Below are 13602 nucleotides of genomic sequence, written 5' to 3' on the forward strand. Positions count from 1 at the left end.
GAGTCAGTTGACTGACGATTCTTTTTTTTGGTCGAGCAGATCCATTAATTTTTCACTATGCACATTGATTTGTGCATTTACTTCACGAAGTTCATCTTTCAATGAACAAAACAATTCATCATTACATGAATTTTCCATAAAACTTTTCATTTAATTGATTATAAAAAAGCCATTTCGAGGAAACATTACAATTATGATTTCCCCGGAATGGTGCAAAATACCTATTAAAAAACTATATAAAACTTTCGTCTATGTTATTACCAATTACTTTTTCTGATAGACTCTTACATAATCAACCTCATATCTCATGGGAAAGAGAGAATTGGAAGGGTCTCCGCCATTACCTCCGATAGCTAAATTTAGTAAGATATAATGTCCGAATCCATCTATATCATTACTGAAAGGATTTTCTGTATTACCATTCCAACCTTGATTTTGAGTTTCTGACGAATTTATTTCATTTAACAACTCACCGTCCAAATAGATACAAATCTTGCTGGCATCCCAATCCATACGCCATACATGATATTTATTCATCCAGTCGGCATCTCTGTCAATGAAATGAGTAAGAAGAGTTGTAGAACGATTCCAAACAGCTACCCATTGTTGCGGAGAGCTCCAACAAGCATTCGCCAATATATTCCGCTTGCCATTGACCAAATAACACTCCATAATATCAATTTCTCCATTCATCGGCCAATCCCATGTATTACCCAGTGTCCAGATTGCCGGCCATGAGCCTTCTGCAGAAGGTAGTTTTGCCCTAACCTCAAAACGGCCATATTTGAAGACATGGCTGTGTTGGGTAGTCAGCGAACTGGATGTATACTCCGCCACATTCCGGTTCGTTTTCCAGTCTTCACTTCCTGCCTGATAGTTGGGATTCACTACTTTCTCTTTCTTTCCTTCAATAATCAGGCAACCGTTGCTGACACTCGCATTCTTTTCTTGATACCATTGCAATTCTTCATTGCGCACAAAACCGGTTTCGTAGCTCCATTCGTTGCTTGGCTTACCATCGATATTGAATTCGTCAGACCAGGCTAATTGATAACCGTCATAATCCGTTATCGCTTCATCTTTATCCAAAGGATGGTATTCTTTGCCTGCGCCTAACGTTTTCACTTGTTGCGCATAGCCATAATACTCCTTATCACCTACTTTGAGATAGGGTCTGATATAGTAGGAAGTATTCTCGGACAACCCTTCCAGTTTCATCTTGAAAGAAGAGAAATCATTCTTTCCCGAACCAGAATACACCGATTTTTCATCCGAAACCGTAGGCGTCACTACTCCCTGCGAATAACAGATTCCTTTATCCTGAACGGACAAGTCGCCCGTTCCCGCAGCCTTTACCTCAATAGTAGAAGTAACTTCGTGACTGTCAATCTTGTCTATTGTCATAGAAAGAGTTACGCTTATCTTCTCACCCGGAACCTCATTGTCGGTTGTGCTACCACAACCGATCAATGAAAACAGAAAAGAAGATATGAACAAAAAAATCAATTCATTACACTTCTTCATTATCTTTTTCTTTATTGATTACTTTCGTTTATTTCCATAATTCGTTTTGTTCCAGATTCGGATTTGCATCCGTCTCATGCAACGGTATCGGCCATACGTATTCCATTTCGCCCCGATAATTGCGATATTCATATTGAAGTTGATTATCCGCAGCTTCCTTATTAATCCGATCCACTGCATTCTTCAACTCTTTCCAACGATAAAGGTCAAATAAGCGTAAGCCCTCAAAAGCAGTTTCCACTCTGCGTTCGTGGCGAATCACCTCTCTCAATCCCGCTTGATCCAACTGTCCGTTTTTACTTTCTATCTCTCCCACTGTATGCATCTTCACCCTGTTTCTTACTTCATCGACCAATCCTACTACTTCATCATAACTATAACCACCTTTTTCCACCAATGCTTCAGCCAACGAGAGCAAGACTTCCGCATAACGTATGATATAAAAATCCTGCCCGCTATCAAAAGAGCCGGAGCTACTTAAAGAAGGATTAAAATATTTCAAGACATAAAGAGTTGAGTTAGAAGGGGCAGATCCACCATAAGCATTAGGCCATTTATCGTTCCAACCATCCCACGGGGTAAACAATGTTACTTTCAGACGAGGGTCACGATTGTTATAACGAGTAGTATTAGGATCCCACAAATCAGGTTTTCCTTCGGTTGTCAACCCATTTACAATCTTTTTATCCGTAGTCGGTTTACCGGTAGTTATATCATAAAAGGCATCCGCCAAATCAATCGTTCCATTCATAGCCTCCAAAGGAGCGTCATAATGCGGGGCCATCGCGTTACCTTCTTCTTTGCCGGGACCTTCATACCGAACACTCATAATGATTTCATTGCATTGCTCGTTTGCTTCGGTAAACAGATCCATATACGGATTATCCCCTGTTTTGTATAATGAATATCCCAACTCCTTTACTTGGCGATATGCGCTGATAGCTTCGTCCCATTTCTCATTGTAGAGTGCCAGTCGCCCCAATAATGATAACGCCGCTCCTTTGGTCATCCTTCCCCATGAAGAAGCCGTCGGAGGAAGAACTTTCGCCGCATCTTTCAAATCTTTCATCACATCTGCTACAATAGTGGCGCGGTCTGTTTTTGCAGCTTTCGCATCTGTAACGCTTTGTATAGAGGTAAAATAAGGTACATCATGATACAACATTGTCAGATTCGTATACATTAAGGAACGGAGTACCACAGCTTCCGCTTTATAAATTTCAACCTTTGAAGCATCCATCGGCACTTTGTCAATGTTACCAATCAACGCATTACATCTTTTTATTTCTTCATAAGCCCCCATCCAATATGATGTCACCATCTAGGAACTGGATGTGTGAATACCGTTACAAATATCATATCCCGGCATCCATCCCGTCCAATTAAAATGTCCGCCATTATCTGTCATACAATCCATAGCCAACGGCCCTCCTCCTTTATAAAGATCTCCATTGTACAGAAAGTTATTCTGTAATCCGTCATAACAAGCCGCCAATCCACTTAACGCATCATCTTCACTGGTCCAGAATGTTCCGGATGACACAGCTACCAAAGAATCTCTCTGCAAGAAACTGTCGGAGCAAGAATGCAATGTAACCGCAATCGTTGCGCACACCAAAAGGATGTATGTATTTATTAGTTTCATCTTCATTTATTTTTAAAATTTCACATTCACGCCGAAAGAATAAGTACGGGTATTGGGATGCACATCATTCCGCATATCCCCGCTGCTTTTTTCCGGATCATAATTTTTCAAAGGAGTAAATGTCAATAGGTTTGTTCCCGCCACATAGAAGCGTACATTCTGCACGCCGATTCCCTTCAACCAATGAGCAGGAAAAGTATAACCGATTTCCATGTTCTTCAACCTGAGATAATCCGATTTCTTCAACCAGAAAGAAGAATATACTTCGTTCTCGGTGTTACCCAGACGCGGCATACTACCGTTCGGATTGCCTTCGCTCCATCTATCGAGCCATTCCGTGGTCATATTGCCACCATTGGAGATAGTAGCCTGCGACCAGTTGTAGCGATATATACCGGCAACTCCCTGCCAGAACGTACTGACGTCTATCCCTTTCCACGAGAAACCCAGATTGAACGAATAACTCATTTTTGGGAACGGATTACCAATAATCACCCTGTCATCCGAAGTCACATTTCCACTGTCGTCGGTATCTTCGTACATGATATCTCCCAAAGCGGGCATCGTCCCATCTTGCTTGATTACTTCTCCTTTACTGTTGGTGCGGTTCAGGTCTGCTTCCGTACGGTATATACCTATTGCTTTCAGTCCGTAATATGCGCCAATCGGATATCCTTCACGGTTGATAGTAGTCTCCCACTTCTGATCGATCCCTCCACTATCATCTACAATCTTGTTTCGTACGGAAGAAAGATTGAATCCCACATTCCACGAGAAGTCACCTTTGTGATCAAAATAATTGGCAGAAAGCTCCCAACCTCTGTTCTGCACTTTTCCAGCATTTTGAAGCGGAGCATCCAGAAAACCGATGTATGTATAAGGCATTGCCAGTTTCAAAAGGATATCGGAAGTCAGCTTGTTATACCAGTCGAAAGTGATGGAAATGCGTCCTTTCCAGAAAGAAGCATCAAAACCAACATCTGTAATAGTGGTCGTTTCCCATTTTATTTTATCATTAGCCACTATATTATCTGCCATACCAATCACTTTTTGATTGCCAAAATAGTAATTATATTTGGCTGCCATCGTGGGAGCATAAGAATAGTTACCTATTTCCTGATTTCCCAATTTACCCCAACTACCACGAAGCTTGAAAGAAGTGAGTGGCTCTACATTCTGCATGAAAGATTCATTGGTCAAGACCCATGCAGCCGAAAAAGAAGGGAAATTGGCATATCTGTTCGCCTTTGGCATACGGGAAGAACCGTCACGACGAATATTAAACTCAAATAAATAACGATTGTCATAATTGTAATTGACACGCCCGAAGAAAGACTGCAACGCATATTCGGCCGCACTTCCCGTTGCATTAGGATTGGCTGTGGCAGCATCCAGTTCATACAGATTGTCGGTTGACAAATTCTCTTTATACGCATTGGTCAAATCTTCTCTCCACGCTTGAACCGAATGTCCGAGCAAGGCAGCGTTTCATGCTTCCCTATTCGCACATTATAGGTGAGTATATTCTCATTCGTATAAGTCGTGCTCAAATAATGATAATCATTCACACTATTTGTTCCCATTGTATTTAGCACATTCCCGTCCGCATCATATACTCGCATATCTTTAGGAACAAAAGTAGAAACATCATTCATGAAGAACTTATAGGCAAGACTGGAACGAAATTTCAAACCTTTCCAAATATCCACTTCTGCAAAAACATTCCCATCGAAATGATAAGAATAATCATCTTTTTTCCCTTGATATAATTCCTCTACCGGATTCTTGAAAACAGTTTGAGAAATAGAAGTACCATCCACACATCCCCAGTGTCCATTGGAATATTTCACCGGGACAGTTGGACGCGTGTACCATGTAAGAGCACGCATCAAGCCATCTCCCGTTATATTTTTAACCGGAGCATCCGTCTTTTCTTTACTTCCGGCCAAGTTCAAACCGATTTTGACAATTCCTAACTTTGCATCTACATTGGAACGGAAGTTAAAGCGTTCGTAACCTGTCTCTTTCAAAATGCCACTCTGGTTGAAATAAGAGGTAGAAATCATATAATGTGTATCTTTTCCTCCTCCACTGACGGAAAGGTGATGCTGATGCATCGCTGCCGTATGAAACAATTCTCTTGCCCAATCTGTATTAGCAAAATGATCGGGATCGGAACCATCTTGAATCTTCTGCAACATTTCAGGAGTATAAAAGTCAGTGCCTTGAGCATCATTATACATTTTCGCCCAGTCATAAGAGCCCACATAATCGGGTAATACGGTTGCCTCTTGAAGAGCAATGCTACCGGAATAAGAAATGGCAGGCTTGGATTCCATTCCTCTTTTGGTCGTTATCAGGATTACTCCGTTTGCCGCACGTACTCCATAGATGGAAGCAGACGCCGCGTCTTTCAATACGGACACATTGTCGATATCACCTGCAGGAATTTGAGCTATCTGAGCAACGGATGCTTCTACTCCATCAATCAAAACCATCGGATCATTATTGCCACTCAAAGTTCCGACACCACGGATACGAATTTCAGGGGTATCTTTACCTGCCTGCGCACCATTATTGGTCAGTACCACACCTGGCAGACGCCCCTGGAGCATATTTGTTGTATTGGCTACAGGCATCGTATTCACATCCTTAAAATTGACAGAAGCAACAGAGCCGGTCAGATTGGCTTTTTTCTGTACTCCATATCCCACAACTACCACTTCTTCGAGTTGCTCGCTATTTTCTCTTAATATAACCTTCAGCGACGTTTTTGCAGGAGATGCAGTCACTTCTTCCGTTCTATATCCGATAAAGGAAATCTGCAAAATAGCAGTTGAGGAAACTGAAATTCCAAAATGTCCTTTCACATCAGAGATAGTTCCGTTGGAAGTTCCTTTTTCTGTAATACTCGCACCAATAACAGGCTCACCGCTACTGTCTGTCACAATTCCGGAGACAGTGATCTTTCTTTGTTGCGTTGCAGCACGGGCAACAAGTCCCAATGACAAGTAAATACAAAGCAACAAGATCGAACGAACTACGACTATCGGCACCGAACAAATAGCCTTTTTCAAAAAGTTCTTTAGTTTCATGGCTAATACATTTAAGTTTAACAAAATATTTTTCTGCAATATTAGCGCACATACAGAAAATGGTTGGATTCGAAAAAGACAAAGACTAACACAAATCGGACAAAATACCGATTTCACAGTATTCTGTCCGATTTGTATCTATAAAAGGAGAGAAAATTAATGAGTATCCAATAGCATATATTGCTTGGGAGTCATATTAAACTCTGCGACGAAACATCTTGAAAAATAGGAAGCATTGGTATAACCGACCATATACATGACCTCTGAAACGGAGAATTTCTTTTGAGCCAACAGCACTGCCGCTTTCTTCATCCGGATTTGACGGATATAATCGACGGGACTAGAACCGGTGAGCTGTTTCAACTTCCGATATAACTGCTTACCGTCTATATCCATCAAATCGGAAAGCATCGTCACATTGAATTCCGTATTCTCCATATTTTCTTCAATAACGCTCACCACCTTTGCTAGCAGGATTTCATCATTGGACTGAAAAGACTCCTCAACCACCGGCTTTGAAATGTTCTCTATCCGTATTCTCTGCTCCAGACTATTGCGTCTTTCCTGCAACTGAACCAAACGGAGAGAAAGCTTATCAATATCAAATGGCTTGGGCATAAATATATCAACTCCTGCTTTGATGCTATTCTTCTCGGTTTCAAGATCATCTTTCGCCGTCAGCATTATCGCCGGAATGGAGGCTGTAGGCTGATTGCGACGTAACACCCGGCAAAATTCAAGACCGCCCATTTCCGGCATCATTTCGTCTACAATAATCAAATCGACTGTGTTTTCCCGAACAACGGAAAGTCCTTCTTTTCCATTGAAAGCCTTCAAACAACGATAAGTCTTTGAAAAAGTCTCTATCAGGAAAGATACCATTTCCTGATTGTCATCGATGATTAACAGTACGGGGAAAGAATTATCTTCTACGATGCCTTCCTGAATATCGCTATGTTCTTGAATGGGAACCCTGTTTTCATCCGACAAAGGGAACTCCACTTTCACCGTAGTGCCGTAGCCTTCTCCCTGACTATGGACTTCTATTCTTCCACCATGAAGTTCCACAAATTTCTTAACGATATAAAGCCCGATGCCACTGCCGTTCGTATGCTTTCGACCGGTCTTGCTTTGGTAAAAACGAATAAAGATGTAGGAGAGGTCTTCTTTCTTGATGCCTATCCCGTTGTCGGATACCACAATCGTATTCCTGTCTCCCTCTTGCCTGATAGCGACATGAATCTCACCACCCGATTCGGGCATATACTTCACTGCATTGGAGATAATATTGACAAATATCGACTCTATCTTCAGGACGTCCAGATTCATCCAGATCTCTTTTTGATTGGAAGCAAAACTTTTAAATATCTTCTTTTCCGCGAATACAGGAGAGAAACTCTCGACTATGTTCTTTAAAAAAGCACAAAGTTCTATATGCGAACGAATAAGCACATTTTCGCTATTATACTCCATCTGCTTGAAATTCAGCACCTGTTGTATCAGAGTGTTCAAACGCAATGAATTCTGATGAATAAGCTCCAGTTTTTGTTTGCTTTCCTGATTTTTCGTCTCACTGATCAGCTTACTCAAAGGGGCGATAATCAGACTAAGCGGTGTCTTCAACTCATGGGATATATTCATGAAGAAATCCATTTTCAAGTTGGATAATTCCAGCGTTTTCTCCTTTTCCATTCGTTCATACCGACGCTTCATCCTCAACTGAATACGCCACAGTATCAACCATGCAATGCACAAAAATATCAGTATATAAATGGTGTAAGCATACAAGGTTCTGTACCAAGGAGGTAAAATGGTTATTTTAAAGTTTGTGACTGATGAAGCGGTAGAGGTATCGTTCCCGTTACGAACTTTTATAGTATATCGTCCCGGTTCCAGATTGGGTAGGAAGATGCGGTTTTGAGCTACTTCCAATTTAGTCCATACGTTGTTTGCCCCGTCCAGACAGTAATAAAAAGCTCTGTCTGTTTCCGGCGAATAAGTAAACGAAGAAAATTCGAGTGTCAAATTACTCGTCGAATAATGCAGTTCCACTTCATTCCGATATTTCACACTTTTCCCTTCATAATCAAGGCCCGGCATCAAACGTCCTTTGCTATTCCAGATAGAAGTAATAGTAACCGGAGGCTCCGATGAAACAGTGTTTTGCGCCAACATCGTAGAAAGACAAGCTATTCCATCCTCACCACCCCATAACAAAAGCTGATGTGAATCATCTAAGAAACAAGACAAGTAATAATAGTTGGGAATTGAAATATTTTCTTTCTGCAATGTCTCTCTATTAAGTACTGATATACCTTCCGTATAGGAGAACCACAATTTCTTCTCCTCAACCGTAAATGAATATACATGGCTTCCCTCTGGCAAAGTGCAAACTTTCTCTACATAACCGGAGAATATATGAAGCCTGTAAATGATGCGCTCTGTCGAATACCAAATATAGTCATTGCCATCATAAATCATTTTATCCAGATAAATATCTTTCTTTTCAATGTGATTATTCCGAATATCAATTCTAACTAGGCCTTCTTGTGTATTCACCCAGACAAAGCCGTTTTTATCGACCTCTATTTTATACACTATATTACTCAAAGAAGGGGACGAACCATTTGCATCCGAATAGTTTTTCTCTGCCAGATAGGGAATGGTGTTATCACCGGCAGTCAGTTTATTCTTATTCACAACAAATAATCCTCCCAGATAAGTGGCAATCCACAAACGTCCTTTCTCATCTTCATAAATATCATAAGCCCAATTTGCATTCTTCAGTCGGGTAGCATTAAGGATAGCGTAATGAACAAATCTGCCTGTATTTACATCATATCTGGCAATTCCGCCGTCGGTAGCTATCCAGATATCCTTATCTCTATCTTCATAAATACATCTGATGCGATTGTGAGGAAGAGCGTGTTCGTTGTCTCCCGACCTGAACCAATTAATCTTATATTGTCCTTCTTCTGCACCGGACACTTTGTTCATCAATATAAGTCCGTTTATCCCTCCTAACCAATAATTTTCTTTTGAATCTTTTAAAATTGTGGTAAACTGATTTCCAATTCCATTATCGGTTATTTCTGAAATATGGATAAAATGAAAAGTCGGATGATAAACTGCTAATGAGGATCCCCGATCTGTCCCCAACCACACATTCTTGGCTTTATCTGTAAAAGCACACCAAACAATATTATTACACAGCGATTGTTTGTTTCGGGAATCATGAACAATATGCTCTAATTTATGAGATTCCACTCCATAAATATACAGTCCGTTGTCTGTACCCACTACTAAGTCTTTCTTTCCGTCCAGAGTTAATGTTTTAAATGAATTGGCAGGGAAAGAAGGTATTTTATTAATCTGCCGGGTGTCAGGAATATATTGAAACAAAGCTCCTTCCGTACCTACCCAAAGGCAGTTTCGCCCTTCATCCCATAGTAAAGAGTTAACCATTTCATTTTCGTACTGCTCCGGCAAAGGAAGCCTTTCTCTCTTTTTTTTTATCGGATTATAAAAGCTCAATCCACCATAGGAACCAATATATAATTTAGCTTCTGTAGGAACTAAAGAATAAATAATAGTTTGTTCATCAGATGCTGTTAATGGTACACTCATCAATGAATCTTTTTCAAAATCATAGCAATATAAATCTTTATCGCGCGAACCAATCCATAGCTTTTTATCAAACAGAGCCAAAGAACGTACTGTTCTTATCTTTTTTAATTGTGCATTAACTGGTTCATATTGTTCTGTAAACAAATTGAAAAACAAAATTCCCCGACCTGTACCTAAACATAAACGGACTGAATCTATCTGCACTATTGAAAATATATCCTTCGTTTCAGAATCTGCTTCCAACACATAATCCTGTATCCGGTAGCCGTCATAACTAAACAACCCGTTCTTCGTACCTACCCATATCAATCCCGAATTATCCTGAAAAATCGTATTTACCTGATTGGCATCATGAGGTAGAAGTATATTTTTAAAACTCTTATATTGATTTCCATAGCTGAAAGGAAAGGGCTTACTATTAGCTGCACAAACTTCGAAAATAGTACATAATAATAGAAATAAAAAGAATAGTCTATTTATGTAACTCTGCCACCTTAGTGTGTTGTTCGTGATTTTATTCATAATGCTTTGTTTGCACAAATGTATTGTTAATAGAAATAAAAACAAAATTTTAATATCATATATTTCTAATGCATCCTGTTTTTAAAGTATTCATTTACCATTATCTAGAAATTATTGCTACCTTTGATGTGTATAACAGCTAAAGAACCGAATATGTATGACTTGATGCGTAAACTTCCTATTGGAATACAGACCTTTGAGGATATCCGAAGGAAAAATTATTTATATGTGGATAAAACGGCATTGGTATGGCGAATGGCGAATATGGGAAAGCCATATTTCCTAAGCAGACCACGCCGTTTTGGCAAAAGTTTGTTGTTATCTACATTTGAATCCTATTTTTTAGGCAAAAAAGAATTGTTTGAAGGCCTTGCCATTGAGAAAATGGAAACTGAATGGAAGGAATATCCGGTTTTACATATTGATTTGAACGCAGAAAAATATGATAAACCGGAGAAGTTAAATGAAATTCTTAGTAATCATCTGACTCAATGGGAACTTAAATACGGGAAAGGGATTGACGAGAGAACCCTTTCTTCACGATTCGGGGGTGTTATTCGCCGGGCATGCGAACAAACAGGTCAACAAGTAGTGGTATTGGTGGATGAGTATGATAAGCCGCTTTTGCAAGCTATCAACAATTTGGAACTTCTCGACGATTACCGCCAGACATTGAAAGCCTTCTACGGAGTGCTAAAAAGTGCCGACCGCTATCTGCGATTTGTATTTCTTACCGGAGTGACAAAATTCTCACAAGTCAGTGTATTCAGTGATTTGAATCAATTGAACGACATCAACATGAAGCCTCCGTATGCTACGGTCTGCGGCATTACTCGGCAAGAATTAGTTGATACTTTCACACCTGAACTCAAAAACCTGTCGGAAGCAAACCAACTGACTTTTGAAGAGACACTTCAAAAAATGGCTGCCACCTATGATGGTTATCATTTCTGCGAATTTGCCGAAGGAGTATTCAATCCCTTCAGCGTACTCAATTCTTTCGACGGATGCAAATTCGATAGTTACTGGTTTCAGACAGGTACTCCTACATTTTTAGTTGAACTGCTGCAAAAAAGCGAATACGACCTCCGTACTTTATTAAGCGGAATTGAAGTACCGGTTTCTTCTTTTGCAGAATATAAAATGGATGTTAATAATCCTATTCCGCTGATTTATCAAAGTGGATATTTGACGATTAAAGACTACGACAGAGAATTCCAAAATTATCTATTAGATTTTCCAAACGATGAAGTCCGCTATGGGTTCATGAACTTTCTTGTACCGTTTTATACTCCAATGAAGAACAATGACCAAGGATTTTATATTGGAAAATTCATCCAAGAACTCCGAACTGGTGATTATGAAGCTTTCCTCACCCGTCTCGAAGCCTTCTTCGCAGGTATTCCCTATGAGTTGAACGACCAAACCGAACGTCATTATCAAGTTATCTTCTATTTGGTATTCAAACTAATGGGGCAATTTACAGAAGCCGAAGTCCGCAGTTCGCGTGGGCGTGCCGACGCTGTGGTTAAAACTCCTAAATACATCTATGTATTTGAATTCAAGCTGAATGGAACTGCCGAAGAGGCACTTAAACAAATTGATGAGAAAGGTTATCTAATTCCTTATAAAACAGACCACAGAGAGATAGTAAAAGCAGGTGTAGAGTTTAGTGCTGAAAGCCGGAATTTAAGTCGCTGGCTGGTAGAAATCAATCAATAAATATAAAGCCATTCCGGGAAGAAAAAGCAATCATTACTTACTTCCCGGAATGGTGACTAATACCTTGAAAACAAAGACTTATATTCTAACCTAATGTACTCACTTTAATCCACTTCTTTTGATTTTGCATTCCAAACGAACAAGGCAAACAACACTGAAAGTAGAGCTGAACCAATCCAAAACCAATTGATATACGTGAAATCATAAACGTCAACGCCATTCTGAACCGTCTTTTGACCTTCTATTAATATACCGCTCATCACGTCTTGCAATCCGGCACCGATATAACTGGCAATACCGACTACTCCCAATGCAGCACCCGACGCATTACGGGGAGCAATATCCACTGCCATCAAACCACCCAGAAAACAGATTAGTACTCCGATTCCTAAACCGAAAAGAACCATAGCCAATACATCTATCCAAAAATGTACGCCCGGAACCAAGAGAAACAGACAAAGTGCTATTACATTCATCAACCCAAATACTAAAGCTGGAATATTACGACTGCCGGAAAACATTTTATCGGAAATGATACCGGAAAATACTGTGCCAATGATTCCACAAATAGAACTGATTGATATTATAAAACTGGCATCCAGCGTAGAATATCCCTTTTGAGCTTCCAGATAGAAAACACCCCAACTATTTACCGCATAGCGGCTAATATACATAAATGCACTGGACAGAGCCAAAATCCAAATTGCAGGATTCTTCAAGACAGCCTTTTGTGCTTTGTTGAAATCTTCCGTTTGTTTACCAGACAAAGAATGGGAATCCACAGATGAAGAATTTTTGTTCAACAAGAATCCCTGGCTCTGTGGCGTATCACGCATAAAGACAAGCATCATAAAGAAACCTAATATCCCAATAATGCCAGCTCCAATCATCCCGTACCTCCATCCCATCCAACTGACTAATAAGGCTATGGAAATAAAGGTTAATGCTTCACCCAAATTATGACTAGCAGACCAAAAGCCGTAAAAAGTTCCCCGTTCTTTACTACTGTACCACCGAGTGAGCGAAACCACTCCGGATGCTGCTCCCATCGACTGAAACCAACCATTCAATCCCCAAAGTACGACAAAGGCATAAAATGAACTGGTGAAGCCCAAACACAGATTTATCAAAGCGGAACATAATAATCCCGTAGACATAAAACGCCGAACATTACTACGGTCAGCAAGAAAACCATTCGTCAACTTACCCACTGCATACACAAAAAACAGACAGGAACCGATAATTCCTAATTGCGTTTCGGAAAATACTCCCTCCTCTACAATTGGCTTGCGCACTACGTTCATGCTAAGGCGACAAACATAGTAAATGCCATATCCGGTAGTAGCCGACAAAAATGTAGCCCAACGGATGCGCTTAAAGCGGGAAGAATCTTCTGAATCAGTCTCTCCCCCGGCTAGCGGGGAAGAGATTTTATAAAAATCCAATATTTTAAATGACATAACCGAA

Annotated in this window: 9 protein-coding genes; 1 reads left to right on the plus strand and 8 read right to left on the minus strand. The window is 40.2% G+C overall.

Annotation, left to right across the window (positions count from 1 at the left end):
* Positions 1-3: 3 nt before the first annotated feature.
* The 7 genes from DXA05_RS27610 to DXA05_RS13905 form a co-directional block, all read right to left on the minus strand.
* A complete protein-coding gene (locus DXA05_RS27610) occupies positions 4-138 on the minus strand; it encodes a hypothetical protein (RefSeq protein ID WP_008643149.1) in 135 nt (44 codons plus the stop codon).
* Between the two features lie 126 nt (positions 139-264).
* The gene (locus tag DXA05_RS13890) at positions 265-1524 is read right to left on the minus strand and encodes a glycoside hydrolase family 16 protein (RefSeq protein WP_008643147.1); all 1260 of its coding nucleotides are present in this window, start codon (positions 1522-1524) and stop codon (positions 265-267) included.
* A gap of 28 nt (positions 1525-1552) precedes the next feature.
* Positions 1553-2845, minus strand: a complete 1293-nt coding sequence (locus DXA05_RS13895) for a RagB/SusD family nutrient uptake outer membrane protein (RefSeq protein WP_225449727.1) — start codon at positions 2843-2845, stop codon at positions 1553-1555.
* Positions 2846-3169, minus strand: a complete 324-nt coding sequence (locus tag DXA05_RS27615; RefSeq protein ID WP_225449726.1) for a hypothetical protein — start codon at positions 3167-3169, stop codon at positions 2846-2848. It lies immediately after the preceding gene.
* A 12-nt stretch (positions 3170-3181) separates the two neighbouring features.
* Positions 3182-4612 (minus strand): SusC/RagA family TonB-linked outer membrane protein, encoded by a 1431-nt coding sequence (locus tag DXA05_RS27620; RefSeq protein WP_256144915.1) that lies wholly within the window; start codon positions 4610-4612, stop codon positions 3182-3184.
* Positions 4609-6264, minus strand: a complete 1656-nt coding sequence (locus DXA05_RS27625) for a SusC/RagA family TonB-linked outer membrane protein (RefSeq protein WP_256144916.1) — start codon at positions 6262-6264, stop codon at positions 4609-4611. Before DXA05_RS27625 ends, DXA05_RS27620 begins: the two co-directional genes overlap by 4 nt.
* A 156-nt stretch (positions 6265-6420) precedes the next feature.
* Positions 6421-10413 carry an ATP-binding protein gene (locus DXA05_RS13905; RefSeq protein WP_128859276.1) on the minus strand — a complete coding sequence of 1331 codons (3993 nt, stop codon included), beginning with the start codon at positions 10411-10413 and terminating at the stop codon, positions 6421-6423.
* A 153-nt stretch (positions 10414-10566) separates the two neighbouring features.
* Between DXA05_RS13905 and DXA05_RS13910 the strand changes: the two genes are divergently transcribed.
* Positions 10567-12135, plus strand: coding sequence for an ATP-binding protein (locus tag DXA05_RS13910; RefSeq protein ID WP_128859284.1), 1569 nt, complete (start codon positions 10567-10569; stop codon positions 12133-12135).
* A 104-nt stretch (positions 12136-12239) separates the two neighbouring features.
* On the opposite strand, the gene DXA05_RS13915 is transcribed toward DXA05_RS13910, so the two are convergent.
* Positions 12240-13595, minus strand: coding sequence for an MFS transporter (locus DXA05_RS13915; protein ID WP_128859277.1), 1356 nt, complete (start codon positions 13593-13595; stop codon positions 12240-12242).
* Between the last annotated feature and the right edge of the window lie 7 nt (positions 13596-13602).

The sequence above is a fragment of the Bacteroides sp. AM54-2NS genome, from assembly GCF_003602935.1.
Taxonomy (GTDB): domain Bacteria; phylum Bacteroidota; class Bacteroidia; order Bacteroidales; family Bacteroidaceae; genus Bacteroides; species Bacteroides xylanisolvens.

Excerpts from the sequence above, each read along its gene's own strand:
- DXA05_RS27610 (WP_008643149.1), bottom strand. The coding sequence starts at position 138 with ATGGAAAATTCATGTAATGATGAATTGTTTTGTTCATTGAAAGATGAA.
- DXA05_RS13890 (WP_008643147.1), bottom strand. The coding sequence starts at position 1,524 with ATGAAGAAGTGTAATGAATTGATTTTTTTGTTCATATCTTCTTTTCTG.
- DXA05_RS13895 (WP_225449727.1), bottom strand. The coding sequence starts at position 2,845 with ATGGTGACATCATATTGGATGGGGGCTTATGAAGAAATAAAAAGATGT.
- DXA05_RS27615 (WP_225449726.1), bottom strand. The coding sequence starts at position 3,169 with ATGAAACTAATAAATACATACATCCTTTTGGTGTGCGCAACGATTGCG.
- DXA05_RS27625 (WP_256144916.1), bottom strand. The coding sequence starts at position 6,264 with ATGAAACTAAAGAACTTTTTGAAAAAGGCTATTTGTTCGGTGCCGATA.
- DXA05_RS13905 (WP_128859276.1), bottom strand. The coding sequence starts at position 10,413 with ATGAATAAAATCACGAACAACACACTAAGGTGGCAGAGTTACATAAAT.
- DXA05_RS13910 (WP_128859284.1), top strand. The coding sequence starts at position 10,567 with ATGTATGACTTGATGCGTAAACTTCCTATTGGAATACAGACCTTTGAG.
- DXA05_RS13915 (WP_128859277.1), bottom strand. The coding sequence starts at position 13,595 with ATGTCATTTAAAATATTGGATTTTTATAAAATCTCTTCCCCGCTAGCC.